Source organism: Microbacterium sp. Root61, assembly GCF_001427525.1.
Classification (GTDB): Bacteria; Actinomycetota; Actinomycetes; order Actinomycetales; family Microbacteriaceae; genus Microbacterium.
On sequence record NZ_LMGU01000001.1, the window covers coordinates 809,930 to 834,439 of the forward strand.

General features: G+C 68.4%; 27 protein-coding genes and 1 tRNA gene. 15 read left to right on the forward strand and 13 right to left on the reverse strand.

Annotated features, from left to right (window positions below; all coding sequences use genetic code 11):
- The first annotated feature begins 1 nt into the window (after position 1).
- On the forward strand, positions 2-436 hold the full coding sequence (locus tag ASD65_RS03960; protein ID WP_056218814.1) for a MarR family transcriptional regulator: 435 nt from the start codon (positions 2-4) through the stop codon (positions 434-436).
- Positions 433-1,659, forward strand: a complete 1,227-nt coding sequence (locus ASD65_RS03965; protein WP_056218817.1) for an MFS transporter — start codon at positions 433-435, stop codon at positions 1,657-1,659. Before ASD65_RS03960 ends, ASD65_RS03965 begins: the two co-directional genes overlap by 4 nt.
- Before the next feature lie 27 nt (positions 1,660-1,686).
- Here the strand turns inward: ASD65_RS03965 and ASD65_RS03970 are convergent, their stop codons facing one another.
- Positions 1,687-3,315 carry an MFS transporter gene (locus tag ASD65_RS03970; RefSeq protein WP_056218820.1) on the reverse strand — a complete coding sequence of 543 codons (1,629 nt, stop codon included), beginning with the start codon at positions 3,313-3,315 and terminating at the stop codon, positions 1,687-1,689.
- Complete coding sequence (glsA, locus tag ASD65_RS03975; RefSeq protein WP_442922447.1) at positions 3,315-4,274, reverse strand: glutaminase A; 960 nt, start codon at positions 4,272-4,274, stop codon at positions 3,315-3,317. Before glsA ends, ASD65_RS03970 begins: the two co-directional genes overlap by 1 nt.
- A gap of 283 nt (positions 4,275-4,557) precedes the next feature.
- Between glsA and ASD65_RS03980 the strand changes: the two genes are divergently transcribed.
- Complete coding sequence (locus ASD65_RS03980; RefSeq protein ID WP_056218823.1) at positions 4,558-4,938, forward strand: SseB family protein; 381 nt, start codon at positions 4,558-4,560, stop codon at positions 4,936-4,938.
- A 15-nt stretch (positions 4,939-4,953) separates the two neighbouring features.
- On the opposite strand, the gene ASD65_RS03985 is transcribed toward ASD65_RS03980, so the two are convergent.
- Both ASD65_RS03985 and ASD65_RS03990 read right to left on the reverse strand, forming a co-directional pair.
- On the reverse strand, positions 4,954-5,448 hold the full coding sequence (locus ASD65_RS03985) for a hypothetical protein (RefSeq protein ID WP_056218827.1): 495 nt from the start codon (positions 5,446-5,448) through the stop codon (positions 4,954-4,956).
- A 36-nt stretch (positions 5,449-5,484) separates the two neighbouring features.
- Positions 5,485-6,042 (reverse strand): DUF6578 domain-containing protein, encoded by a 558-nt coding sequence (locus ASD65_RS03990; RefSeq protein ID WP_056218830.1) that lies wholly within the window; start codon positions 6,040-6,042, stop codon positions 5,485-5,487.
- A gap of 202 nt (positions 6,043-6,244) precedes the next feature.
- Between ASD65_RS03990 and ASD65_RS03995 the strand changes: the two genes are divergently transcribed.
- From ASD65_RS03995 to ASD65_RS04005, 3 genes are all read left to right on the forward strand, one after another.
- On the forward strand, positions 6,245-7,459 hold the full coding sequence (locus tag ASD65_RS03995; RefSeq protein ID WP_056218834.1) for an MFS transporter: 1,215 nt from the start codon (positions 6,245-6,247) through the stop codon (positions 7,457-7,459).
- A gap of 77 nt (positions 7,460-7,536) precedes the next feature.
- Complete coding sequence (locus ASD65_RS04000) at positions 7,537-7,743, forward strand: dodecin family protein (RefSeq protein WP_045300893.1); 207 nt, start codon at positions 7,537-7,539, stop codon at positions 7,741-7,743.
- Between the two features lie 16 nt (positions 7,744-7,759).
- Positions 7,760-8,248, forward strand: a complete 489-nt coding sequence (locus ASD65_RS04005) for an adenosine-specific kinase (RefSeq protein ID WP_056218836.1) — start codon at positions 7,760-7,762, stop codon at positions 8,246-8,248.
- An 86-nt stretch (positions 8,249-8,334) separates the two neighbouring features.
- Here the strand turns inward: ASD65_RS04005 and ASD65_RS04010 are convergent.
- Positions 8,335-8,407 (reverse strand) — tRNA-Lys (locus ASD65_RS04010).
- A gap of 93 nt (positions 8,408-8,500) precedes the next feature.
- On the opposite strand from ASD65_RS04010, the gene ASD65_RS04015 reads away from it, so the two are divergent.
- Genes ASD65_RS04015 through ASD65_RS18915 form a run of 4 tightly spaced genes read left to right on the forward strand, consistent with a single transcriptional unit; the run spans position 8,501 to position 10,583 of the window.
- Entirely contained in the window at positions 8,501-9,331 is an 831-nt protein-coding gene (locus ASD65_RS04015) for an inositol monophosphatase family protein (protein WP_056218840.1), read from the forward strand.
- Between the two features lie 36 nt (positions 9,332-9,367).
- A complete protein-coding gene (locus ASD65_RS04020) occupies positions 9,368-9,943 on the forward strand; it encodes an SPOR domain-containing protein (protein WP_056218843.1) in 576 nt (191 codons plus the stop codon).
- Positions 9,944-9,966: 23 nt separating this feature from the next.
- Entirely contained in the window at positions 9,967-10,371 is a 405-nt protein-coding gene (locus ASD65_RS04025) for an SdpI family protein (RefSeq protein WP_056218846.1), read from the forward strand.
- 56 nt (positions 10,372-10,427) lie between these two features.
- Positions 10,428-10,583, forward strand: coding sequence for a hypothetical protein (locus ASD65_RS18915; RefSeq protein ID WP_156378774.1), 156 nt, complete (start codon positions 10,428-10,430; stop codon positions 10,581-10,583).
- 1 nt (position 10,584) lies between these two features.
- Here the strand turns inward: ASD65_RS18915 and ASD65_RS04030 are convergent, their stop codons facing one another.
- Positions 10,585-10,992: a hypothetical protein gene (locus tag ASD65_RS04030; protein ID WP_056218848.1), complete on the reverse strand. Its 408-nt coding sequence runs from the start codon at positions 10,990-10,992 to the stop codon at positions 10,585-10,587.
- A gap of 213 nt (positions 10,993-11,205) precedes the next feature.
- On the opposite strand from ASD65_RS04030, the gene ASD65_RS04035 reads away from it, so the two are divergent.
- Positions 11,206-12,432: a hypothetical protein gene (locus tag ASD65_RS04035; RefSeq protein WP_056218851.1), complete on the forward strand. Its 1,227-nt coding sequence runs from the start codon at positions 11,206-11,208 to the stop codon at positions 12,430-12,432.
- Positions 12,433-12,455: 23 nt separating this feature from the next.
- The gene (locus ASD65_RS04040) at positions 12,456-12,917 is read left to right on the forward strand and encodes an SRPBCC family protein (RefSeq protein ID WP_056218854.1); all 462 of its coding nucleotides are present in this window, start codon (positions 12,456-12,458) and stop codon (positions 12,915-12,917) included.
- 16 nt (positions 12,918-12,933) lie between these two features.
- On the opposite strand, the gene ASD65_RS04045 is transcribed toward ASD65_RS04040, so the two are convergent.
- From ASD65_RS04045 to ASD65_RS04055, 3 genes are all read right to left on the reverse strand, one after another.
- Positions 12,934-13,935, reverse strand: a complete 1,002-nt coding sequence (locus tag ASD65_RS04045) for a PIG-L family deacetylase (RefSeq protein ID WP_056218857.1) — start codon at positions 13,933-13,935, stop codon at positions 12,934-12,936.
- Entirely contained in the window at positions 13,932-14,756 is an 825-nt protein-coding gene (locus ASD65_RS04050; protein WP_056218860.1) for a CPBP family intramembrane glutamic endopeptidase, read from the reverse strand. Before ASD65_RS04050 ends, ASD65_RS04045 begins: the two co-directional genes overlap by 4 nt.
- A gap of 156 nt (positions 14,757-14,912) precedes the next feature.
- Positions 14,913-16,499, reverse strand: coding sequence for a carboxylesterase/lipase family protein (locus tag ASD65_RS04055; protein ID WP_200948617.1), 1,587 nt, complete (start codon positions 16,497-16,499; stop codon positions 14,913-14,915).
- Positions 16,500-16,609: 110 nt separating this feature from the next.
- Between ASD65_RS04055 and ASD65_RS04060 the strand changes: the two genes are divergently transcribed.
- Entirely contained in the window at positions 16,610-17,218 is a 609-nt protein-coding gene (locus ASD65_RS04060) for a dihydrofolate reductase family protein (RefSeq protein WP_056218863.1), read from the forward strand.
- Positions 17,219-17,348: 130 nt separating this feature from the next.
- Positions 17,349-18,335 carry an MBL fold metallo-hydrolase gene (locus tag ASD65_RS04065; protein WP_056218866.1) on the forward strand — a complete coding sequence of 329 codons (987 nt, stop codon included), beginning with the start codon at positions 17,349-17,351 and terminating at the stop codon, positions 18,333-18,335.
- 4 nt (positions 18,336-18,339) lie between these two features.
- On the opposite strand, the gene ASD65_RS04070 is transcribed toward ASD65_RS04065, so the two are convergent.
- Complete coding sequence (locus ASD65_RS04070; protein WP_056218869.1) at positions 18,340-19,317, reverse strand: zinc-binding dehydrogenase; 978 nt, start codon at positions 19,315-19,317, stop codon at positions 18,340-18,342.
- Positions 19,318-19,373: 56 nt separating this feature from the next.
- Positions 19,374-19,958, reverse strand: coding sequence for a TetR/AcrR family transcriptional regulator (locus ASD65_RS04075; RefSeq protein ID WP_056218871.1), 585 nt, complete (start codon positions 19,956-19,958; stop codon positions 19,374-19,376).
- A 129-nt stretch (positions 19,959-20,087) separates the two neighbouring features.
- Between ASD65_RS04075 and ASD65_RS04080 the strand changes: the two genes are divergently transcribed.
- Positions 20,088-21,410 (forward strand): flavin monoamine oxidase family protein, encoded by a 1,323-nt coding sequence (locus ASD65_RS04080; RefSeq protein WP_056218874.1) that lies wholly within the window; start codon positions 20,088-20,090, stop codon positions 21,408-21,410.
- A gap of 75 nt (positions 21,411-21,485) precedes the next feature.
- Here ASD65_RS04080 and ASD65_RS04085 read toward each other — a convergent pair whose 3' ends face one another.
- Both ASD65_RS04085 and ASD65_RS04090 read right to left on the reverse strand, forming a co-directional pair.
- Complete coding sequence (locus ASD65_RS04085; RefSeq protein WP_056218876.1) at positions 21,486-23,012, reverse strand: SPFH domain-containing protein; 1,527 nt, start codon at positions 23,010-23,012, stop codon at positions 21,486-21,488.
- Positions 23,013-23,173: 161 nt separating this feature from the next.
- Positions 23,174-24,343: a DUF4878 domain-containing protein gene (locus ASD65_RS04090; RefSeq protein WP_056218879.1), complete on the reverse strand. Its 1,170-nt coding sequence runs from the start codon at positions 24,341-24,343 to the stop codon at positions 23,174-23,176.
- Positions 24,344-24,510 lie beyond the last annotated feature (167 nt).

A 24,510-nucleotide genomic window follows, 5' to 3' on the forward strand; every position in this document is an offset into this window, starting at 1 on the left:
CATGGACCGATCACACGACATCGAGCGGATCGTCGTCGCAGCGCAAAGACTCACGCGCATCGCGGCCGCCGAAACCCACAATGAGGCGCCCGCCGCACAGTGGCGCACCTTGAGCATCCTGCGCACCGAGGGCCCCCTCCGCCTGGGCGAACTGGCGACCGCGAGCCGCGTGACCCAGCCCGGGATGACACGGTTGGTCGGGCAGCTGGCCGACGCAGGGCTGGTCGCGCGGATCAGTGACCCGTCCGACTCGCGCGCGATCGTGGTCGAGGTGACGCCCGCCGGCGTGCAGGCGCTCGAGGCCTGGCTCGTGCAGTTGGGCGAGGCGCTCGCGCCCCGGTTCGCCGACCTCGACGATGCCGACTGGGCCGCCCTCACCCGAGCCGCCGAGATCCTCTCCGCCCGCGTGGCCTCCCCCGCGGTGGCCGCCCGATGAGCGGCGCCACCACCGGAAGTGTGTGGCGCCAGCCGCCGCAGGTCTGGGCGGTCGCGTTCGCGTGCGTCGTGGCGTTCATGGGCATCGGACTCGTCGATCCGATCCTGCCTGCGATCGCCGAGTCGCTGGAGGCCACCCCGGTCGAGACCGAGCTGCTGTTCACGAGCTACCTGGTCGTGACCGGCCTCGCGATGCTGATCACGAGCTGGGTCTCCAGCCGCATCGGCGCCAAGGCGACCCTGCTGATCGGGCTCGCCCTCATCATCGTGTTCGCGCTGCTGTGCGCGATGAGCGGCAGCGTCGACGAGGTCATCGGCTTCCGCGCCGGGTGGGGCCTGGGCAACGCGTTCTTCATCTCCACGGCGCTGGCGACCATCGTCGGCGCCGCCAGCGGCGGCAGCGGCGCGGCCATCGTGCTCTACGAGGCCGCCCTCGGGCTCGGCATCGCCATCGGGCCCCTGCTCGGCGGACTCCTCGGCGAGGTCAGCTGGCGCGGGCCGTTCTTCGGTGTCGTGGCGCTCATGGCCATCGCCTTCCTCGCCGTGCTGTTCCTGCTGCGTGGACCGGGTGAGAAGCGCGCTCCGGTTCCCCTGTCGGCGCCGTTCCGCGCGCTGCGCCAGCCCCCGTTGGCGGTCCTCGCCATCACCGCCGTGTTCTACAACATCGGCTTCTTCGTGCTGCTCGCCTTCTCGCCGTTCCCACTCGGCTTCGGCGCGATGGGGATCGGCCTGACGTTCTTCGGCTGGGGCGTCGCACTCGCGATCACGAGCGTCTGGGTCGCGCCGGCGCTCACCCGACGGATGCCGCGCACCACCGTCATCCTGATCGTGCTGCCGCTGCTGGCACTCGATCTCGTCGCAGCCGCCGTGTTCGTGGAGAGCCCGCCGGCACTCGTCGCGTGCATCATCGTGGGCGGCATGCTGCTGGGCGTGATGAACACCGTGCTCACCGAATCGGTCATGGAGGCCACCGACCTCCCGCGCTCGGTGGCATCGTCGGCCTACTCGGCCGTGCGCTTCCTCGGCGGAGCGATGGCTCCCCCGATTGCGGCGCTGCTGTGGCACGCATACGGCCCGAGCGTCCCGTACCTGTTCGCCGCGGGATCCATCCTCGCCGCCACCGCCACGATCCTCATCGGGCGGCGCGCACTCGCGCGCATCGACGACCGCGAACCGGATGCGGCGGACGAAGCGGCCGCCGTGCTCATCGGCGACGCGGCCTGACGATTCCCGCAGACCCGTCGCCCGCGATCAGCTCTCGGGTGACGGGTCGGGAATCTCGTGCGGGCGGTACCGCGGCAGGCGCGAGGCAGGCAGGATCGCCAGCGCACTGATTCCGGAGAGGATGAGCAGCCCGAGCTTGAGCGCGCTCAGGCGCGCTTCGGTGTTGATCTCGACGAACGCATCGACCTGGGCATCGGTCGCACCGGTGCCTGCGAGCAGCTCGGTCAGTTGGTCATTGCTGATGAAGCTCGCGTTGTCGAGGTCGACCTGGGTCGCCAGCTCGGGCGTGAGCTCGACGTTGTTGATGACGGCCTGCCCAATGTTCATCGACAGCAGTGTCACCAGCAGCGCCCCGGAGATCGCGGTGCCGACAGCGGAGGCGAGATTCTGGGTGGTGCCGCGGATCGACCCGACGTCACCGGCCAGCTCCTTGGGCGACGCCGTGACGAGCACGTTGAACACCAGGGTGACCAGGGCACCCTGGCCGATGCCGAAGACGATGAGGCCGGCGATCGTGGGGAGCGTCTCCCAATTGTTCGTGACCACCAATGACAGCCACGCGAGCGCGAGCGTCGTGAGGATGAAGGCGAACACGCCGATCTGGCGCGGGCTGAAGCGCTTGTAGAACCGCACCACCAGCATCGCCGTGACGAACACGGTGAGGTTGAACGGCATCATCGCGAGGGCCGTGTCGAACGGGGTGCGCCCCTGCACGATCTGGATGTACAGCGGCACGGTGAAGTTGAGGGCGGCCTCGAGACCGACGACGATGAACATCGCGTACACGGCGGCCCGCTCACGGCCCGAGCCGAGCACGCTGAGGCTGACCAGTGGCACCTTGCCCGCCTTGGTGCGACGCCGTGTCCAGACGAAGAACGCCTGGCCGAGAATGATGCCCAGCACCACGAAGACCGGTGCGGGCGAGAGCCCGAGGACGGTGAAGGGCGCGTCCGGCTCGGCGACCAGCACGCCCCAGGTGTTGAGGTTGTTGAAGCCGAGCGTCAGCAGCACGATGCCCGCGCCGATCAGGATGGCCGCGACGACATCGATCTTGATGCCGGGGTCGCCCTTGTCGGAGCGCAGCCAGAAGCTCAGGATGAACACCGCGACAGCCAGCGCCAGCACGATCAGGAACACCGGGCGCCAGCCGACGAGCGTGCCGAGCGCGCCGCCGATGAAGAACGCCGACATGCCCGACAGGGCGCGTGCCGATCCCAGCGACCCGATCGCGGTGGCCTGCTGGCTCCCGTGGTAGTTCTCAGCGATCAGTGCCACCAGCGACGGCACGATGATGGCGGCGGATGCTCCGGCCAGCGCCTGCGCGCCGATGACCCAGTTGACGGTCGGGCCGAACACCATGCCCAGCGCCGACACGGCGAAGAGCGCGACGACGATGCGGAACATGATGACCCACCCGACGCGCTGCCCGAGCTTCGCGCCCACCATCACGAGCGCCGCCACCGACAGCCCGTAGACGACGATGGCGGTGCTGACCGCGGTCGGCGGCACACCGAACTCCTCGACCATGCCGCCCAGCGAGACCGGCAGGGCCGCGACGTTGAACGACATCAGCACCTGGGCGAGGAACAGCCCCACCATCGGCAGCCAGGACTTTCGCTCCACGGTCTGAGCGGGTGCGGCGACTGTGTTGGTCATCAGGGTTCCAGTCGTGTCGGAGAGACGTCGGAGGCGAAGATGTTGAGCCCGAGCGAGCGGGAGAGGAAGGAGGTCGCGGCCTGGCCGCGGACGCTGTTGCCTGCCGAGTCGAGACGGGGTGAGAAGACGCCGATCCCGGCCTTGCCGGGCGAGATGGTGACGATGCCGCCCGCGACGCCCGATTTGCCGGGCAGCCCGATTTCGAACAGCCACTCGCCGGAGCGCTCGTACATCCCGTTGGCGGCGAGCACGGACAGGGTGTCCCGACAGACGGCGGCCGAGACCACCTGCTCCCCCGTGATGGGGTTCACCCCGCCGTCGGCGAGCGTCGCGCCCATGACTGCGATATCGCGTGCGCTCACGCGCAGGGCGCACTGCTTCGTATAGACGTCGACGACCTTCAGCGGATCGATCTCGATCCGGCGGTAGCTCTCGAGCAGGCGGGCGATGGCCATGTTGCGCTGGTTGGTCGCCATCTCAGAGCGGTAGACCTCTCCGTCGAGTTCGAGCGGGTGCCCGGCGAAGCGGGAGAGTCCCTGCCGGATCAGCTCCCACTGCTCGGCCGGCGAGCCACCGGGTACCAGCGCCGTCGTTGCCAGCGCGCCCGCGTTGACCATCGGATTCATCGGATGCCCGTAGTTCAGCTCGATCGCCATGACCGAGTTGAACGCGAGCCCGGTGTTGTTGACTCCGACGTGTTCCTTGACCAGGTCATGACCCAGTTCCTCGCACACCAGGGCATAGACGAACGCCTTCGAGATCGACTGGATCGAGAACTCGACGGCGGCGTCTCCGGCGCTGTGGATGCTGCCGTCGACCTCCGCGACGCAGACGCCGAACAGCTCGGGATCGGTCTCCGCCAGGATCGGGATGTAGTCCGCAACGAGCCCGCGTGTCTCGCCGAGTCCGAACGCGTAGGCATCGGCGGTGAGCGCCTCGACCTTGTCCCAGCCCTGCAGCGATCCGGTGGAGACGTGGTGATCGTCCTCGCCGCCCTCTCGCTTCGTCAATTCGACCACCGGCGCCAGCCCTTCGTTCGCGAAGCGGTGCCGATTCTGCGTGGAGCGGATGCCGCATCCGTCGCCACATCCGCGGGCATCGTCTTCGTGCTCAGAGTGGCGGAATCCGGAGGGCGCGGTCAAGCCCGGCCTCATCCCGCGACATCGAGGGCTCGCGTGGTCGCGAATCCATCGTGTGCGCGGCGCCGGACGCGCAGGGTGCATTTGAGAGAATGAGGGCATCATGACGGACGCAGAACAGATTCCCGACGCCCTTGCCACCCTCGCCGCACGCGCCGAGGCGGGCGAGATCAGCCACCACGAGCTCATCGAGACGTTCCTGGACACCACGATCTACGTGCCGTCGATGACCGACCCCGAGGCCGGCCCCATCGACCCGGTCATCTCGAAGATCGAGGACGTCGACTACCTCGTCATCGCCTCCAACGTGGACGCGCTCGAAGAGACCCTCGACGTCGCCCAGTTCGCGGTCCCCATGGACGGCCGGGTCCTCGTCGTCGGCATGAACCCCGACCTCGCGCTGCTGGTGAACCTCGGCGGCGCCGCGTTCGCCCTGCCCAAGCCGATGCTCGACGACCTGCGCGCAGCTTCGTCGCCGGCTTGACGACTGCGAAGCTCTCTATGGCTCCCTGCATGCGGATAGGTCCTCAAGGCCCGCCGAGCCGCACGTCAGGCCCATTCCCCAGGTGACGTCGCCCTCACAGCTGACCATCTTCATCTCGCTCCAGTCGTAGCTGCCGAACTTTCCCGGCCATGCCCAGAAGATCACCGCGGAGTCTTCGAAGGCGACCTCGATCCCCTGGTCCTTGAAGAACGACCAGGTGGCAGCTCCCGAATAGACCTCATCGGTTTCATCCCAGCAGATCCCCTGGTCGGTGCGCTGCCAGCGACCGGCGGGAACGTTGACGAGCTCCGCTTCGCCGTCAGGCAGGATGCGCAGCGACATCGACCGGTCGTCCAGCGGCGCATCCGGCGAGATGTTCCCGCCGTCCCATTGAGCCGGGGGCTGGGGTCGCGACTCGGGCCCGCGTTCGCTGCATCCCGTCATCACCAGCGCCAGTATCGCGAGCCCGACGATCGCGGTCGTGCGTCCGAAGCGGTGGCGCCCATTCATACGATCGACCGTACCGTCGCGCTACCCCGTCGCCGTCTACCCCGACACCTCTTCGACGTCGACGAGCCAGCCGGCGAACGAGCGCGCGCGGCGTTGCGGGGGCGGCTCGTCGGGCTGCTCCGCCGCAGCCGGGAGCGCTGCGTCGCGCTCCGCCGATGGCAGACGTACGCCTTCGACGGGCACGAGGGCGGCCGTATCCGGGACAGGCCCGATCTCGATGATGTAGCGCGACGGTTGCGTCCCCACGAACACACCGTTGCCGAGCTCACGCCCGATCACCGGCCAGTCCTCGCCGTCACCGGGCATGACCGCGTCAGGCGGTGCACCGTGACCGGGGCGGCGCAGCGACCGTCGCTCGATGACCTCCCGTGTCACAGCCTGGACGGCCAGGACGCGGCCACGCACTCGATCGGGGAACTCTTCCTCGTGATGCGACTCGATCGCGTCCACCGTCGCCACGAGCTCCGGGCCGAGCATGTCCGCGAGGTAGGCATCCGTGATGCGCGACGCGATGCCGAAGTCGATCTCGTCGCCTACTGCGAACGCCTCCCCGCAGCACTCCCACTCCCAGCACGTCAGCCACACCCGTGTCATGGAGCCCACGCTACTCCGGGACATCCTCTGCACATCTGAACCGGCAGGGCAATGACCCTGTGGACGGTTTCGCTCGCGGGCGGTACTGTCGCGGTGTCGTCGAAGACACGTGGAAAAAAGAGGCGGTGCCGCCATCTCCAGGACCAATGACGCGCCCTCGCTGCCCTCCCCTCGCCGGGTACAAGGCACGTACTACACACTGATGCTCGGTAACACGCTCGCTGCGTCGTTCATCTGGGGCATCAACACGTTGTTCCTGCTCGATGCGGGCCTCTCGAACCTCGAGGCGTTCTCTGCGAATGCGTTCTTCACCGCCGGGATGCTGATCTTCGAGATACCGACGGGCGTCGTGGCCGACACGGTCGGGCGCCGGGCGTCGTACCTGCTCGGTACGGTCACGCTCGCAGTGACGACCGTCATGTACTGGCTGCTCTGGGTCTGGGAATCACCGTTCTGGGCATGGGCCGTCGTGTCGGTGCTGCTCGGATTGGGCTTCACCTTCTTCTCGGGGGCGGTGGACGCGTGGCTGGTCGACGCGTTGAAGGTGACCGGCTACCAAGGCAGTCTCGAGACCGTCTTCGGCAGGGCGCAGATCGTCGGCGGCGTCGCGATGCTCTCCGGGTCGGTGCTCGGCGGCGTCATCGCACAGGCGACGAACCTCGGTGTGCCGTTCCTCATCAGGGGCGCCATCCTGCTGGCGATGTTCATCATCGCCGCTGTGCTGATGCGCGATCTGGGCTTCACGCCGGACCGCAGCGAGAGCCCCCTGCGGGCGACGCGCACCATCTTCCGCGCCTCCGTCCGCTACGGTCTCGGCGACCCACCTGTGCGCTGGCTCATGCTCGCGAGCCCGTTCACCGCAGGCGTCGGCATCTACGTGTTCTACGCGCTGCAGCCGTATCTACTCGAGCTGTGGGGCGATGAGGAGGCTTACACCGTCGCAGGTCTCGCGGCCGCCCTGCTGTCGGGCTCGGCGATCCTCGGCGGCGCCCTGGCACCGTGGGCCCGCCGGCTTTTCCGCCGTCGCACCTCGACGCTTCTCCTGTCGGCCGTCGCGAGCGCACTCGTGCTGATCGGCCTCGGGCTGGTGCAGAACTTCTGGGTCGCCGTCGTGCTGGTGGCGCTCTGGGGCATCGCCTCGGCAATCGACGACCCCGTGCACCGCGCCTATCTCAACGACATGATCCCGTCGAAGCAACGCGCCACCGTCCTCTCCTTCGACTCCTTGATGGGTTCGGGTGGCGGGGTGCTCTTCCAGCCGGTCCTCGGGCGCGTGGCGGATGTCGGGGGCTACGGCGCCTCGATGGTCTGGGGTGGCGTGATCTGGGCGGCGGCCGTGCCCTTCCTGCTGCTGAGCCGGGCACAGCGTCCACCGGCCGATACCGCCCGCGAGGTCACCGCCACGGCGGACGTCTGACACCACTGCGGCCCTTCCATACGGGCGGGAGCGCGATCACTATTGATACATCGGCATGGAGCAACGAAGGGGTCAACATGAGCGTTTATCGAGTGATCGACGTCATCGGCACGAGCGCCTCGTCCTGGGAGGAGGCGGCCCGAGAAGCCATCGACACTGCCGCGGGATCGCTGCACGACCTTCGCATCGCGGAGGTGACGAAGCAGGACGTGGTTGTCGGCGACGACGGGGCGCTGTTGTTCAGGGCTCGGATCCAGCTCTCCTTCAAGTACGCGCCGGAGTAGGCCGAGGAGGATCACCGTGCCCGTCGACATCGAGGTGGTCTCGCTCCAGAAGCCGGATGACGTGAACGTCATCGTCGGTCAGTCGCACTTCATCAAGACCGTCGAAGACCTGCACGAGGCGCTTGCCGGGGTCGGCGGCACCCTGAGGTTCGGAGTCGCGTTCTGCGAGGCGTCCGGTGCGCGTCTGGTCAGGCGCACCGGCAACGACGTTGCGCTCGTGGATCTCGCGGTCACGGCGGCGCTGGCGGTCGGCGCAGGGCACTGCTTCGTGATCATGTTGCGTGACGGGTTTCCCGTGAACGTGCTCAACCAGGTCAAGGCCGTGCCGGAGGTGTGCTCGATCTATTGCGCCACGGCCAATCAGGTGCAGATCCTCGTGGCTGTGACCGATGTCGGCCGCGGTGTGACAGGTGTGATCGACGGCGAACCGCCGCTGGGAGTCGAAACCGAGCAGGATGTCGCCGACCGCAAGGCCCTGCTGCGGGCCATCGGCTACAAGCTCTGACAGGCGTCGGACCGGCGTGTTTCCGGGCCGTGCGGGAGAAAATGAAGAAGCCCCGGTGACTGGCGAGAGTCTCCGAGGCCTATCCGTGCACCCCCTCGGACTTGAACCGAGAACCCACTGATTAAGAGTCAGTTGCTCTGCCGATTGAGCTAGAGGTGCGTTATTCGCAACGAGGCGAACGAGGGTCAACGTTAGCATCACAATTGCCCTCATCGCCAATCGACGTCCCCCTCGGCCGCTATTCTGGATGTTGTGACCCTCCCCCCTCCGTCGCCCACCTTCGGCGTGCCTGTGTCTTCCGGCCTCGAGGCGGATCTCGCGCTGGCGCTGCGACTGGCGGATGCCGCGGACCGCGTGTCGATGGAGCGGTTCGACGCCCCCGACCTGGACATCAGCGTCAAGGCCGACGCGTCGCATGTGACGGAAGCGGATCTCGCGACCGAGCGCGCGATCCGCGCACTGCTCGAGGCCGAACGCCCCACGGACGGCATCTTCGGCGAGGAGTACGGCTCGACCGGCGACACGCACCGTCAGTGGATCATCGACCCGATCGACGGCACGGCGAACTACCTCAAGGGCATCCCGATGTGGGCGACGTTGATCTCTCTCGCGATCGACGGCGTGCCACAGATCGGCGTCGTCAGCCAGCCGGCCATCGGCCGACGCTGGTGGGGCGCGACCGGACTCGGCGCCTGGACCGACCAGCCGACCGGCGAGCCGCGGCGCCTGGCCGCGTCATCCATCGCCAGCCTCGCCGAGGCGAGCGTCAGCTTCCAGAGCATCGCGCAATGGCGCAGCGCGGGCCAACTCGACGCGCTCGAACGCCTCACCAGCGCCGTGTGGCGCGACCGCGCCTACGGCGACGCATGGCCCTACATGCTGCTCGCCGAAGGGCGACTGGAGCTCGTCGCCGAGTTCGATGTCAAGGAGTACGACGTCGCGGCACACGTGCCGATCATCCGTGAGGCCGGCGGACGCTTCAGCGCCTTCGACGGCTCGGACTCGATCTCGGCCCGGTCCGCCCTCGCCACCAACGGTCCCCTCTACGACGAATTCCTCGCTCTCCTGCACGACGCCGACTGATCCCGACTCCATCTCCCCCCAATCGGAGCCTGTTCGATGACCCGCCCCATTTCGCGTCTCACCGCCGTTGTGCTGATCGCGGCATCCGCCGCTTTCGTGTCCGCCTGCTCGTCTCCGGCCGAGCCGGAGACCGCACCCACGGAGACCAGCGCGCCCGCCCCCACCTCCCCCCAGCCCACGCCCACGGCGGACGAGCCGGCAGTACCCGTCGGCGACCCCACCTGCGACACGATCATCCCGGCGGCCACGGTGGACGTGTTCGAAAGCCAGGGGTGGACGGCACAGGCGGGTGCCTTCCGCGCAGGCAGCATCGAGCTGACCGGTGGCGTCCAGTGCGTCTGGGGCGACTACACGATCGCGACCGACCACGTGCAGATCTACGGCTGGGCTCCGATCACGGACGCGCAGGCCGCTGCGGCGCAGGATGAGCTCACCGAGTCGGGTTGGACGCGCGAAGAAGCGGGCGACAACGTCTACGTCACCGAGAGCGAGCAGACCGCCATCGCGAAGGATGAGGAGGGCTACGGCCTGACCTACCTCTTCGGCGACGGCTGGGTGAAGTACGCCGACACGAAACAGGGGCTCCTGCTGGTGGAGTGGCCGCAGCCCTGATCCGACCTCTATAGGTTGGAACGATGGACGACTCGACGGCGGCTACGCTCTCGTTGACGTTCACCGGACTCGTTCTGGCCGCGGTCGGAGTGCTGATGCTCTGGCTCGCCCGGCGCAGCCGCCAGGGACGACTCCCCCGCAATCAACTTGCCGGCGTCCGCACCACGGCGACTCTGGCGTCGGATGCTGCGTGGTTCGCCGGCCAGGCGGCCTCCGCCGGACACACCGCCACGGCAGGGTGGGGCACTCTGATCGGCGGCCTCGCCGTCACGGCGGTCGCCCTGCTGACGCTGCCGTACGAGGTCGCGATGACGATCTACACCGTGCTGACACTCGGTACTGCCGCGTGGCTTCTGGGCTGGGCGATAGCAGGAGGGGCGGCCGGACAGCGGGCGGCTCAGGCAGTGCTCGACACGGAGCGCCTCTGAGCATCCTTCGTCAGCGGTCCGACTGATGTGGGTCCGGTCACGATAGCCTCGGGCTCATGTACGATTCCGGAGCCTTCTTCGCCTTTGCACCCATCGTGATCTACCTGGTGATGGTGACCATCGTCGTATTCGCGTCGTACTGGGTCATCCGGCTCGCCGTGTTCCACGCCATGAAGGCGCACACCCGGTGGATCCAGAAGGGACAGCCCTGAGTCAGGATGCTGCGACTTCACCCTCGCGGCGGAACAGCAGCCGCATCCCGCCGCGCGCCAGCATCAGGCAGATGATCAGCGCGGTGACCTGAAAGAAGCTGCCGAGGTGCACGGCTCCGCCGAAGGCGAAGGCGACGAGTTCGAGTACGAGGAACTTGCTGCCGGGCATCACGACCAGCAACGAGACGACACCGATGACGCGAGCCGCGACGCTGTCTGCAGCGCGGAGGCGTCCGACGAGCTTCGTCTTGACCCACACGACCACCTCGAGCACGATCTTGAGCAGGATCGCGGTCAGCAGCGCCAGCAGGAACGTCTCGGTGATGACTTCCGGGAACAGCTGGATGAAGACGCCCAGCACCACGAGGTAGACGAAGACGTCCACGAGGTCGATCGGCCGTACGCGCATTGGGTGAGCCTAACGGCTGTGTCACCTGCACCCTTCGCTCGGTAGGTTTGCGCCATGGCCGAGGCGATCGAGAGCGCGTTGATCGTGCGGAGGCCGCATCCCGTCGCGTCATCGACGATCTGCGCGACCGGGTCCGCGATCCTGGACACGACGCGCGACGTTCCTGCTCGGCTCAGGCCTCGCGTGAGGGCGACCACGGGTTAGGGTTCGAGAATGGATGACGACGGCGTCACGGACATCGCGGACTCCGACGTGCGTCCAGACGCCGCCGTCGATGCCACTGCGCCGCAGTCGACGCCTCGACGCAGAGGGCCGAGCCGCAAAGCGACGGTGTGGTGGATCGTCGGCGCTGCGGCGGTCGTGCTCGTCGGTGCCTCCGTGACCACGGTGCACATCCACGCGAATCGGTCGTTCGATGCCGCCGCATCCGAGGTGATAACGGCGGATGCTGCCGCCGACGATGCGTCGGACGCCCTACTCGCTGCAGCTCAGGACGCCGCCGCGGCGATCGGGCCTGCCGACGAGATCATCAGCGTCACGTCCAGCAGCGAGGGCCTCGTCGCCGCCGAGGTCCGGACCGCATTCACCGACGCGCGGACGGCCACCGCAGAGGCCGTCGCGACCGCGGAAGCGGTGCTCGCCGATGCCGCCGACCCGGCGTCGACGGTCAAGCCGGCCTGGACGTGGGAGCTGTTCGACGCCGCTCCCTTGCTGCACGAGAACGCCGAAGACCTGGAGTCCTACGCCGACACGGCCCTAGACACGGAAGCGGCCGTAGAGGCGTCCCATGAGGCATTGGGCGCGTCCGCCACAGCCGTGTTCGCCGCGGTGACGCCGGCAGCGGCCGCGCTGGAAGCGGCAAACGTGTCAGCGCGCACGGTCGCCGTGCTCGACTTCCGCGATGCGGCCCTGGCCGCGGCGCAGCAGACCCAACTGCGGGCCGAAGCGGCCGGCGCGCTCGCGACCTATGCCGCCCGTGCGGCCACCCTCCAGCAGTCGGCACAGGCCGAACTCGCCGAGAAGGCGGGCCCGCTGCTCGCCACTCGTCTGGAGATCGAGGAGTACGCGCGATCCATCGCCAGCGGCGTGCTGCTCGAGTTCGACTGGAGTCCGATCGTCAACGGCCTCGGCGGCCAGGACGGCATGGCCGGAACGGCTACCTGGAACACTGCCCGCGGCGGGTTCTCCAAGATCACGCTGACGAACTCGGTCGCTGAGGAGTGGCCGTCCGCCGATTCCCGCGCACTCGTCGCGCACGAGGTCGGGCACGCGATCACATCGAAGTGCAGCGACATGTTCGATTCCGACAGCCAATCCGCGAATGAGGAATGGGCGACCGCGTGGGCGATCAGCATAGGGCACACCGCCGACGGCAACGGCGTGCAGGCCTACGGCTACCCGTCCCAGGCCATGATCGACGCCGCCGCGGGCTGCCGGTAGCGCCGGCCTGACATGATCGATGGGTGCCCAGCACCTTCGTCATCGTCACGCGCACCGAGCATCCGGTCGACGCGATGTTCGCGGCATCCCTCGACATCGATGCGCACCTCGCGTCGATGCACGACTCGGGCGAGACGGCCGTCGGCGGAGTGACCAGCGGATCGATCGGTCTGGGCGAGTCCGTCACCTGGAGGGCGCGGCACTTCGGCATCTGGTTCACCTTGACCTCCTGCATAACGGCCCTCGATCGCCCGCATCGCTTCGTCGACGAACAGGTCTCCGGCCCGTTCCGCTCGTTCGTGCACGAGCACGCCTTCGTGCAGGATGCCGGCACCACCGTGATGACCGACACCCTCACGGTCGCATCGCCGTTCTTCGGGCGACTGGCCGAGCGGGTTGTGCTCGTGCCCTACCTGCGACGACTCATCCGCAAACGGAACGCGTACCTCGTCGCGTCACTCGATGCCGCGGTCGACGGAACCTAGCCCCGGGGACTTCGACTCAGCCCAGGTCGAGCTCCGTAGCGTTCTTGGAGTACTCGCGCTGCAGCCAGCCGCCGAACAGACGCAGGTTCAGGCACGAATCGAGGTCGCGACAGTTCGCGGTCACCGGATCCTGCACGGCGTAGGCCGAGAAGGCGGCGACCTTGCGGGCGAGTTCGTCACCCTCGACATTCACCGGGTAGTCCGACGTCTGGTATCCGATCGCGTACGTCACGGCTGCGGCATCCAGATCCATGCTCCGCCAGGCGGCGCGCGCGAACGACGCCGTCGTGGAATGGTCGGAGTGATCGCCGCGCGCCAGATCTACCGCTTCCTGCGGCATGCCTGTCAGCACGGCATCCGGATCGGCATCACCGATGATCTCGACGAGGGAGTGGGTGATGTCGTCGCGAGTGAGCTGCTGCGGGCCGTCGACGTCGCGCACGGTCGGGATCGTGCCCGCGGCGAGCTTCGCAAGGCTCTCGTAGCCCATGCTCTCGAACCCGCTGCCATCGATGTTGCCGTCGACCAGGCGGAACGACAGCAGCTGCAGGCGCGGATCGCCCACCGGCGTCCACTCCTCCACGGTCACCCCGGTCTCGAGCACGTCGGCGCTCTCGTTCCACTGCCCGTCGTAGCCGCGGAGGGTGTCGTAGGCGTTGCGGATGCCTTGTTCCCGGCCCAGCGAGTAGTCCAGGCCGCGACCGGCATCCCCCGCCGAGAGGTAGGCGATCGTGACGCACTTGTTCGCGTCGAGCGCCTCGGCGACCCGGGTGTGACCGAAGATGAGGTCGTCGTCGTAGTGCGCCCAGATCGCGACGAGACTGCCCGCGTCGCACAGCCCGGGAGTGGGCTCCGGCTCCGGAGTCGCCGTCGGCTCCACCGTCGCCACGGGGACGGGCGACGCGGTCGGCGCCGCCGCCGTGGACGTCGGGATCGGCTCGGGGGCGCACGCGGCGAGCAGTCCCAGCATCCCGATCAGGATGACGGTGACTCCGCCGCGTACGACCGCTGGAGTCATGACGTCGCGAACTCCGGCGACCCGCTCTTCGGGGTGACGCTGCCGCGGATGAAGATGAGCAGCACCAGCCCGGTGATGATGACCACGATGTTGCCGAGGCCGGCAAGTGAGCTGAAGCTGCCGCCCGAGGGGTAGGCCGTCAGCAGGAAGACGCTCGGGTCAGTCGAGGCGTGCAGCAGGATCGGCCAGATGATGTTGCCGGTCACGCGCAGCGCGAGGTACATGCAGATGCCGAAGGCGAAGGTGTAGCCGACCTGAATCGCTGTCGCGAGGATCGGCTGCCCGCCGAACGCATTGCCGATGTGGAGCGCCGCGAAGATGCCGGCGGATGCCACGGCGACGAGGATCTCGGAGTAGCCGTGCTTGCGCATCAGGTTCACGACGTATCCGCGGGTGACGAGCTCCTCGACGAAGCCGATGCACAAGCCGGTGAACAGCCAGGCGATCACGATCGCGAAGCCTGCCTCGGCGTAGTCCAGAGCGGCGAAGCGCGCGATGTTCGTCACCAGCACGACAGCGACAGCGATCCACATCCAGCCGCGCCCGCGGATGGGCTGCGGCCCGAAGAGCTCGCGCAGCCAACCGATCGACCAGGCGAACAGCACGAGCACGACACCCGTGAGCAGGATCGGGAGGCCGGTCGTCACGGCGATGTTGAGCGGGCTCCCCGCGGGCCCGCTGAACTGGCCGAGAGTGAAGAACACCCCGATCGCGATCAGCTGGTAGACGCCGTAGTACACCGCCGCGAGCAGCAGGGCTTTCCAGAAACCCCCTCGCTCCCAGAAGCGTTTCCAGGCGGATGGTGCGGGCTGCTCAGACAAGGGATTTCCTCCGGTGACGGGCGACGCGGGATCAGCGTCGAGGGTGACGGGCGGTGGTGCGTCGGGGTCGAGACTATCGGCGGACACGCCGTGTGTCGCGGCGACTCGGCCGGATGAATCCCGCGTCGGCCGATGGTCGATCAGGTGGCGTCCGCATCACCCCGCGAGCTCGGGGAGGAACCGGGTCCACGCGTGCCGCCTGCCCCGACGCGGGTCGATCTCCACACGATCCACCTCGTCGATGATCAGCGTCGACCGCTCCCGCTCGTCGTAGGGCGGCCAGTCAACGTCGGGCGGACCTCCCGCCGCGAAGCGGAGCCACATCGCCCGCATCCGCTCCCCCGCCGCTTCGTACTCCTCGGCACCGCCGAACGCCGTCATGAAGCGGGCCAGGGCGAGGTCCGTGCGGTCGAACAGTGCGAACATCTCCACGCCGTGCGTCGCGTCGAGACCGAGCACTTCGAGCAGTCGCGGGGCGACGTCGAACCGGTACATCCAGGTGGCTGCGTGCCGGGAGTGGAAGTCCGCCGCGCGCGTACTCGGGAACCAGAAGCCGTAGTCGCCACCGAAATCCGCCGCCGTCCGCCGGGTGGATAGCCCGGGGTATGCCGCCCGCATGCGGCGTCGCGACCCCGGCGGCGCTTGGGCGAACAGCGCGGCGATGCGTGACGGTGTGCGCGGGAGGATGTCGACGCGGCCTCGGAAGATCGACCCCTCCCGATCGTTCGTGCCGATGATGAGGGGCACCGGATGCACCGTCCCGTCACGGAACGCCTGCAGCGGTGTCCTCGGCAGGAACTCGCCGTCGATGACCGGCGCGAGGCAGAAGGTGCCGGGATACGCATCGGGCGTGCGGACCTGGAGCGTCGTGCACGCCGCGACGAGATCGTTCACGCCGGCGGTGGCGAGCAGCTCATGCGGGCTCTGCGCGGGGACGTCGCCGTCTGGTTCCCGTCGGGCGTGCGTCTCGACGATGTCCTGGAGGATCGCGACGTACTCCCCTGCCCAGCGGGCGCTGAGCGACGGCGGGTAGACCGCGTGCGGCGGAGGACTCTGCGCGATGGCCCGGGCGAACAGCCCGTCCGCCGACGGGGTCGCCATGAGCGTGATGACGGCATTGCCCCCGGCGGATGCCCCGAACACGGTGACGTTCGCCGCATCCCCTCCGAAGGCGCCGATGTTGTCGCGCACCCATTCCAGCAACGCCACCTGATCCCGCAGGCCGAGGTTCGAGGTGAACGTGCGGCCGGGAGTCGAATAGCGGCTGAAGTCGATGTAGCCGAGTGCTCCGAGGCGGTAGTTGAAGCTGACGTAGACCACACGCCCGTCGCGCACGAAGCCCTCGCCCTGCCCCGAGAAGTCCCGGGACGATCCCCCGCTGTAGCCGCCACCATGGATGAACACCATGACAGGCAAGGCGGATGCAGCGCGGTCGGCGTCGACCGGGGCATGCACGTTGACCGTCAGACAGTCCTCGTCCGCGGCGATCACCACCGTCGGCGGATGGATCAGCGGATTGCGGATCGACTGCGGGGCGGTGGGACCGAACGCCCTGGCGTCACGGATGCCCTCCCACGGCGCGGGCTTGACCGGACTCGCGAACCGCAGCGCGGCGACGGGAGGTGCGGCGTACGGGATGCCCCGCCAGGCGAGCAGTCCGCGTTCGCGCACACCGCGCACGATCCCACCCGCGGTGCGCACGTCGACGGCGTCTCCCTCGGACGGCCGCCGGCGGCGGATCACGATTGCACGCTGCTCACCCCCTCACCACAGCCCTGTTGCGCCTGATGCGCAAGGGGTTGACGCCACGATCGGCGCGAGAAGGATGGAGAGAACGAAAGAAGGAGCTCCTCATGGGAATCATCTCGGTCGACCTGTTCCTCACCCTCGACGGCGTCTACCAGGCGCCCGGAGGTGCGGACGAGGACCGCGAGGGCGGCTTCGCATACGGCGGCTGGCAGGGTGCGTTCGACGATGACGAGTCGGGCGAGGCCATCGGCGCCGGCATCAGACGCATGGATGCGCTGCTGCTCGGCCGCAAGACCTACGACATCTTCGCTTCGTATTGGCCGCTGCACGGCGACAACTGGATCGGTGCGAAATTCAACGCGATGCCGAAGTTCGTCGTGTCGCGCACGCTCACGGATCCGACGTGGGAAGGGACGACGGTGCTGAGGGATGCCGCGACCGACGTCCCCGCGCTGAAGACTCGGTTCGATGAGATCCACGTGATCGGCAGCGGTCATCTGACCCGCTCGCTGCTCGCGGCCGATCTCGTCGACCGGCTCAACCTGTTCCTCTATCCCGTGACGTTCGGCACCGGCAAGCGGCTGTTCTCCGACGGGACCGGGGTGCCCGCCGCCTTCACCCTCGCCCAGCCGCCCCAGGGGTTCCCGAAGGGCGCGACGTGGCTGGTGTACGAGCGCGCCGGCGTGCCGGTCACCGGCGTAGAGATGGGCTAGCGGGCTCCCGCACGGCGTGCGTCCTTCGGCGTCCTACGCTGGAGATTCGTCGTCGTTCGTCAGGAGCTGGGCATATCCGCCGGCGCACCCGGCGAGATCGTCCGTTGACTCCTCACGAAACCGGGAACCCATGAAAGCCAGCAGCCCCGCCCAGTTCGCCGCCTCCCGCTCGGGAGAGGTGCCCCCGCTCGAGCGGGTACGCGAGGGGATCTGGGCGCTGGGAACGGCCATGCCCGGCGGACACATCCCGTACTCGCTCCTGTACCTTGTGCGTGACACGGACAGCGGTATCCACATCGTCGACCCGGGGTGGGACTCCGACACCAACTGGGACGGCCTGGTGGCCGCACTCGCGTCGATCGGCGCCTCCGTGGCCGCGATCCAGTCCGTGACGGTGACCCACCTGCATCCCGACCACGTCGGCATGGCGCAGCGGGTGCATCTGGAGAGCGGCGCTCCCGTGCAGATGCACGCGACCGAGGCGCGCGATCTCGAGATCGCGGGGCCCGGCGGCTGGTCGCCGTCGGCCGTCGTCCAGGAGCTCGACGACTGGATGGTGCCGGATGCGCGGCGCGCCGAGATCGAGACCATGCTCGACCACGCACCGCCGCACCTGACCGTGGAGGTCGGCCGCCTGCTCCAGGACGGAGACCGGCTCGACATCCCCGGATTCGACCTGATCGCGATGCTCACGCCCGGGCACACCGCGGGCAGCGTCTGCATCCGCGGAGATGCGCAGCAGGTGATGCTCACCGGAGACGTGCTCCTGCCCACCATGCACGGCGGGCTCGGGCTCGGCGGACCGACCGAGACCAACCCGCTGCAGGATTACCTCGCCTCGCTGGACGCGCTGAAGCGCTACCCCGACCACGAGGTGCTTCCGGGACACGGGTACCGCTTCACCGGACTCGTCGCCCGAGCGGACAAGTCCGCCGCTCACCACCTGAAGCGCACCGGAGAGGTCGCCGCGGTCCTCGCCGACGACCCGGACGCATCGGTCTGGGACATCGCCAGCCGACTCACCTGGACCGCCGGCTGGGACAACCTCTCCGGCTTCTTCGCCTACTCGGCGCTCTGGCAGACCGCCATGCACCGCGAGTACCTGTCGCTGCGCTGACCCGTCAGAAGCGCAGCAGGATCTTCCCTGCGCGCCCGGGGGTCGCGTTCGCGGCGGCGGCCGCGCGGGCCTCCTCGAACGGGAACACCGCTTCGACCGGCACCTTGACCTCGCCGGACGCGATGCGCTGCACGAGCTCGCCGAACAGGCGACCGCGCTGCGCGGCATCCATCGTCTGGCTCACCCGGCTGCCCCAGAAGCCCTTGACCGTCGTCTGCTTGAAGATGAGGTCGCTGGACGCGAGCTGCAGCACGCCGGTGCCCATGGCGCCGAACGACACGAGCGTGCCGCCCTCGCCGAGCAGCGACAGCAGTTCGCCCGCCGACTCGCCCGCGATCGAATCGACTGCAGCCACCGGGGTCGCGTCGCCCAGGATCTCTGCGGCGCGCTCACGCCAGTCGGCGCTCTCGGTGGAGACGATGTCACGGATGCCGAGTGCTGCCAGTTCCTCGATGCCCGCGTCGCGGCGCACGAGGCCGAGGACGCGCACTCCGCGGCCCGCGGCGAACTGCGCGACGAGCTTGCCGACGGCGCCGTTGGCGGTGTTCTGCACGATCCAGTCGCCGGGCTTCACATCGAGGAACTCGAGCAGGCTCAGCGCGCTGAACGGCATCGAAATGAGCTGTGCGGCGGTCTCGTCGCTCACCGCGTCAGGAACGGGGATGAGCGCGGCGGCCTTCGCCACGAAGTACTCGCTCCACACCCCGAAGGTGCCGCCGGTTGCGACCCGCTGGCCGACCTGAAGCGTCTCGACGCCCTCGCCCAGTGCGTCGACGATACCGACGGCCTCCGTGCCGGAAGCGGCGGGCAGTTCGGGCTTGAAGCCGTACGTGCCGCGGATCGTCCAGAGGTCGTGGTTGTGGATCGGTGACAGCACCGTGCGCACGCGTACCTGACCCGGACCAGGCTCGGGCAGCGGCCGCTCGGCGATCTCGAGGACCTCGGTGGCTTCGCCGAACGAGTTGTGGATGAGTGCGCGCATGGTGTGGGTTCCTTCGGTTGTCGGGGCCGTTGTGCGGCCGGGATCTGCGACCGGATTCAGTCGAGAAGAGTGTCGGTGGTGCGCAGCGCCGCATCGAACGGCGAACCGTCGCCCATCAGGCGGTCGAGCAGTGCCGCGCCGAGCCACAGCTCGTACAGCGACTCGGCGAGCTGGCGTGCGGGGGCGCGGTCGGGAATCGAGCCGTCGGTGTATCCCGCGTCAACGACGGTGGCGAGGAGGTCGATCAAGCGCGTGACCCCATCGGCCAGCACCACGCGCATGGGGTCGGAGATGCTCGACACCTCAGCGGAGAGCTTGACCACGAGGCAGCGATCGGCCGAGGCATCGCCCGCCCGCCCCGCCCAGGCTGCGCCGAGGTTCCGGATGCGCTCGCGTGCAGATCCCGGTCGCTGGACGAGTCCCTCCACCGCGGCGAGGTAGGTCTCGACGTAACGCTCGAGCACCGCTACCCCGAACCCCTCCTTCGACGAGAAGTAGTGGTAGAACGACCCCTTCGGCACACCGCACGTCGACAGGATCTCCTGCAGCCCGACACCGACGAAACCCTTGGAGAGGATCAGCTCTCCCCCGGTCGCGAGGATCGCGTCACGGGTGAGTTCGGCCTTGGCTGTGAGTGGCATCCGTCCATCGTACCGCAAATAGACCGGTCGTCTAGAGTTGGATGGTTTGCCGGGTGTCGCACGATCGACAGGGGGTCGCTAGCGTCGGAGACGCATGCACGACGCGTGCACCTCGAAGGAAGGTCCACCATGGAGCATTTCGACACGATCGTCATCGGTGCGGGCGTCGCAGGCCTGACGGCGGCGCGACTCCTGGCGAAGGCGGACCGGCAAGTCGTGGTGCTCGAGGCCCGCGATCGCGTGGGCGGTCGGGTGTGGACGGACCGCGCGGACGGACTCGTCACCGACCTCGGGGCGTCCTGGATCCACGGCATCAACGACTCCCCTGTCGCCGCGGCCGCCGAGGCGTTCGGCATGCCGATGGTCGAGTTCACGGTCGGGGGCTACCAGCCCGACAGCCGCCCCATCGCCTACTACGGCGTGGATGGGACGCGATTGACCGATGCCGCGGCGCAGGCCTTCATCGATGACATCCACACCGTCGATGCCACACTTCTCGACACGGTCGCGGCGTCCGCTCCGGATGCTTCTTATCGCGACGTGACCGAGGCCGCGCTGGCCGCGCAGGGATGGCACGATGAGCGCACCCAGCGCGTGCGGGAGTATCTGGAGCACCGGTCGGAGGAGCAGTACGGCGCGTGGATCGAAGATCTCGCCGCGCACGGTCTCGACGACGACACGGTCGACGGCGACGAGGTGGTGTTCCCTGACGGGTACGACCGGCTTCCGGCCGGCCTTGCGGAAGGGCTGGATGTCCGCCTGTCGCACGTCGCGTCGGGGGTCGAGTGGTCGGCCGAAGGAGTCGTCGTCGTGACGGACCGCGGCACGTTCTCCGCCGCCTCCGCGATCGTCACGGTGCCGGTCGGCGTGCTGCAGTCCGACGACTTCGTCATCGATCCGCCCCTCCCCCAACCTGTCGCCGGCGCGCTCAGCCGGCTCACGATGAACGCCTTCGAGAAGGTCTTCCTGCGCTTCCCGACGAAGTTCTGGGACGACGAGGTGTACGCGATCCGCCAGCAGGGACCCGAGGGGCGGTGGTGGCACTCCTGGTACGACCTCACGCCGCTGCACGGCACCCCCACGCTGCTGACGTTCGCCGCCGGACCCGCCGCGGTGGAAACGCGCGACTGGGACGGCGAGCAGCTCGTCGAGTCGATCCTCGACCAGCTGGAGCGCCTCTACGGCGATCGGATGCAGCCGCCCACGCATGTCACGCTCACCGCCTGGCAGGACGATCCGTTCGCGCGCGGCTCGTACGCCTACATGACGGTGGGCTCGACGACGGCCGACCACGACGACCTCGCAACGCCGATCGGCGGTGTGCTGCACATCGCGGGCGAGGCGACCTGGACCGATGACCCGGCCACGGTGACCGCGGCGCTGTGCTCGGGGCATCGCGCGGCCGCGAACGTGCTGGGGCGCGACATCCCCCTCGACCAGATCTGGACCTGACAGCACCGGGCGTACACGCGTCGCGGCCGGCCGCATCGACGAAGTCGTCGACACAGCCGGCCGCGTGGAACCGCGTCAGGCGCCCGGAGCCGCGGGGCCGCCCTCGGTGATCGCGGCCTGCGGAGCATCGGCGAAGGTCGTCTGCGCCCCCTCCGCGATGCCGCGGCCGAGCGCCTGCCCCTGGATCACTGCGCTGAGGTCCAGACCGGTCGTGGCTTTGACGCTCTCGAACGTCGCCGTGAGGCTCGCAGCCTGCTCGCGGGCGAGGTGGGTCGCCGCACTGTCCCCGCCGATCAGGGTGATGTTGCCGACCTTCTCGTAGCCCTTGGCGAACTCCGCCATGAGCTGCGGCAGCTGGCCGATGATCTCCCGGGCGAGGATCGCGTCCTGGTCCTCCCGCAGTGCGGCCGCCTCAGCGGTCAGCGCCTCGGCCGTGGCCAAACCGCGAAGGCGGATGGCCTCCGACTCGGCTTCGGCCTGCACTCGCACAGCGGCGGCATCCGCTTCTGCCTGCATCCGAACCGCTGCAGCCTCAGCGGACGCGGACGCCTCGCGTGCGGACGCCTGCGCCTTGACGGCGTATGCCTCGGCATCCGAGCGCTCCTGAGCGACCTTTCGGTCGGCCTCGGCGTTCTTCTCGCGCTTGTACGCCTCAGCATCCGCCGCCGCCTGCTGCGTGTAGGCCGCAGCGTCGGCAGAGGTCTGCTCCCGATACTTATCGGCGTCGGCGACCTTCTTCACCTCGGCGTCGAGGCGCGCCTGGGTGTTGTTCGCCTCCTGCAGGAGCACGCCCTGCTCGGCTTCGGCGCGCGCCAGGTTCTCGGCCTGCTCGGCCTGCGCGTTCGCACGACCGACCTCCGACTTCGCGGCAGCGCTGTTCTTGTCGAGCGCGGTCTGCTCGATGAGGTTGGCCTCGTCGGCCGCGAGCTGACGCTTCTTCACCTCGCGCGTCGCGTCGATCTCGGCGATGTCGGCCTCGCGCTTGACGCGCTGCACTTCCTTCGCGCCGAGCGCGGAGATGTAGTCGTTCTTGTCGGTGATGCCCTGGATGGCGAACGAGTCCAGCACGAGACCCTGCGCGAGCAGGTCTCCCGAGATGCCCTCGGCGATCTCATCGCTGAGCTTCTGACGATCCTGCATGACCTGCTCGACGGTCAGCTTGGCCACGACACCGCGCAGCGCCCCCTCGAGCTGCTCGGTCGTGAAGATGACGATGGCGTCGTCCTGCGATGCGAACCGCTCCGCGGCGCGACGCACCTGGTCAGGCGTCGAGCCGATCTTCACCAGGGCGACACCGGTGAGGTCGATCGTGACGCCGTTGATGGTCTGCGCGGTCGGCTCGAACTTGATCTGACGCGACCGGAGCGAGACCTTGTCGGACCGCTGCGTGAGCTTGTTGACGAACGCACCGCGACCGCTGATGACGGTCATCTTGTTGGCTTCGCCCTCGGTGCTGTCGCGGGCCTTCTTACCGACGATGACGATCGCCTCATCGGCCTTGGGTACCTGGTACCAGGCGCGGAAGATGATGAAGCCGATGAGCGCGACGACGAAGATGACTCCCGCCACTACCGCGATGCTGATCAGTTGGAACAGATCCATGAGGATGGGTCTCCTAAGCAGGCCCGCCGACTGCGGGCCTTTCATCCAACCTATGCGCAGTCGGGCATACATCCCTCATGCAAGCCCGGCGGCGAGGCCGTTGTGGCACATTCTTGCTGGATGTGTGGCCGGAGGGTTCTTCCCCATCCGGCCACGTGCGATCAGTCCCAGCGCACGACCGGTGTGCCGGCCGTGAAGTCGACGACGGGCGCACCGAGACTCGGCGCGAACAGCACCTCGCCGTTGCCGCTCTGGCCGTCCTTCTCGACATCGGCGGTCACGCGGACGCCGCCGATGAAGTCGCCCGACACGACGAGAGGATCACTGTAGGACTCCTGCGGCTGGAGGTTCTCGAGCGTCGCCTGCGCCTCGGCCGCCAGCGAACGGGTCAGAGTGCCGTCGATGAGCCGCGTGCCGTCGTCCAAGACTTCCGGCAGATCCAGCCCGCACCCGGCGGTGAAGTTCTTCGACGCGAGGCACACGGCCACGGCATCCTTCACCGCCTGACGGAAGATGAGGACGCCTTCCTCCGACAACGACGCGTTCAGCTCGCTCATGCTCGGGAAGTCGAACGGTTCGCGCACGGTGAGCACCGGCTCGCCCGTGACGACGAAGTTCGGGGTGGTGGTGGCGACCTCGTAGGTGCCGGGGAACACGACGGCAGGACTTGCTTCCAGAGGGATGCCGTTGAGCGTCATGTCGAGGCCTTCGAAGCGGCCCGCGAAATCAAGCTCGGCGGTGACCGCGGTCATCTGCCACACGCCTTCGGCGGCGTACTCGTGCACGGAGTATTCGGCCGTGACGGGCACATCCCCGATCGAGTAGGTCGCGACGACGCGGACGGACATCGTGGCGTCGGTCGGCTCGGTGACCTCGATGTCGGTGATCGGCGCGAGTGCGTTCGACGCCGCTAGCGCTTCATCCGTGAGGAAGGGCGAGTCCGTTGGAGCATCGTCGACGTACGACAGTGCGGTCTCGGCGTCGGAGGCGGCCAGCGCTTCCAGGTACCCCTGCACGACGCTCCCCGGCGTGACGGTCTCCGGGCCGGCACCGCCGGCCGCGGGCGCTCCCCCGGGTCGCACAACCGCCAGGATCAGGGCCACGATCGCGATGAGCACGACGACCGCTCCCACGATGATGCCGACGATGGCGCCGGTGCCGAGACCCTTCTTCACGGGCGGCTGCGGCGCGACCGGATTCTGCGGCGAATGCCCCGGAGCGTACGAAGCTTCCGGAACGGCGTAGCCGGCAGGAGTCGACTGCGGCAACGGCGGCGGCGGATACCCCGCTTCCGGATGCGGCTGCGCGTTGTCGGTTCCGTCAGTGCTCACGATGCGGTCTCCTGCGTTGGGGCGAAGGACCAGGCTATGCGACGTGGATCTATGCGAGGACGACGATCGCTTCTACCAGGTCAGTCAGCAGTCATGGTCGCGGCCATCAGGGACCGAGTTGTGGACAGTGGTGTCGTACTCGAATTTCGGGATGCAGCATCCCGTCG

Excerpts from the sequence above, each read along its gene's own strand:
- ASD65_RS03960 (WP_056218814.1), top strand. The coding sequence starts at position 2 with ATGGACCGATCACACGACATCGAGCGGATCGTCGTCGCAGCGCAAAGA.
- ASD65_RS03965 (WP_056218817.1), top strand. The coding sequence starts at position 433 with ATGAGCGGCGCCACCACCGGAAGTGTGTGGCGCCAGCCGCCGCAGGTC.
- ASD65_RS03970 (WP_056218820.1), bottom strand. The coding sequence starts at position 3,315 with ATGACCAACACAGTCGCCGCACCCGCTCAGACCGTGGAGCGAAAGTCC.
- ASD65_RS03980 (WP_056218823.1), top strand. The coding sequence starts at position 4,558 with ATGACGGACGCAGAACAGATTCCCGACGCCCTTGCCACCCTCGCCGCA.
- ASD65_RS03985 (WP_056218827.1), bottom strand. The coding sequence starts at position 5,448 with ATGAATGGGCGCCACCGCTTCGGACGCACGACCGCGATCGTCGGGCTC.
- ASD65_RS03990 (WP_056218830.1), bottom strand. The coding sequence starts at position 6,042 with ATGACACGGGTGTGGCTGACGTGCTGGGAGTGGGAGTGCTGCGGGGAG.
- ASD65_RS03995 (WP_056218834.1), top strand. The coding sequence starts at position 6,245 with ATGCTCGGTAACACGCTCGCTGCGTCGTTCATCTGGGGCATCAACACG.
- ASD65_RS04000 (WP_045300893.1), top strand. The coding sequence starts at position 7,537 with ATGAGCGTTTATCGAGTGATCGACGTCATCGGCACGAGCGCCTCGTCC.
- ASD65_RS04020 (WP_056218843.1), top strand. The coding sequence starts at position 9,368 with ATGACCCGCCCCATTTCGCGTCTCACCGCCGTTGTGCTGATCGCGGCA.
- ASD65_RS04025 (WP_056218846.1), top strand. The coding sequence starts at position 9,967 with ATGGACGACTCGACGGCGGCTACGCTCTCGTTGACGTTCACCGGACTC.
- ASD65_RS18915 (WP_156378774.1), top strand. The coding sequence starts at position 10,428 with ATGTACGATTCCGGAGCCTTCTTCGCCTTTGCACCCATCGTGATCTAC.
- ASD65_RS04030 (WP_056218848.1), bottom strand. The coding sequence starts at position 10,992 with ATGCGCGTACGGCCGATCGACCTCGTGGACGTCTTCGTCTACCTCGTG.
- ASD65_RS04035 (WP_056218851.1), top strand. The coding sequence starts at position 11,206 with ATGGATGACGACGGCGTCACGGACATCGCGGACTCCGACGTGCGTCCA.
- ASD65_RS04045 (WP_056218857.1), bottom strand. The coding sequence starts at position 13,935 with ATGACTCCAGCGGTCGTACGCGGCGGAGTCACCGTCATCCTGATCGGG.
- ASD65_RS04060 (WP_056218863.1), top strand. The coding sequence starts at position 16,610 with ATGGGAATCATCTCGGTCGACCTGTTCCTCACCCTCGACGGCGTCTAC.
- ASD65_RS04065 (WP_056218866.1), top strand. The coding sequence starts at position 17,349 with ATGAAAGCCAGCAGCCCCGCCCAGTTCGCCGCCTCCCGCTCGGGAGAG.
- ASD65_RS04070 (WP_056218869.1), bottom strand. The coding sequence starts at position 19,317 with ATGCGCGCACTCATCCACAACTCGTTCGGCGAAGCCACCGAGGTCCTC.
- ASD65_RS04075 (WP_056218871.1), bottom strand. The coding sequence starts at position 19,958 with ATGCCACTCACAGCCAAGGCCGAACTCACCCGTGACGCGATCCTCGCG.
- ASD65_RS04080 (WP_056218874.1), top strand. The coding sequence starts at position 20,088 with ATGGAGCATTTCGACACGATCGTCATCGGTGCGGGCGTCGCAGGCCTG.
- ASD65_RS04085 (WP_056218876.1), bottom strand. The coding sequence starts at position 23,012 with ATGGATCTGTTCCAACTGATCAGCATCGCGGTAGTGGCGGGAGTCATC.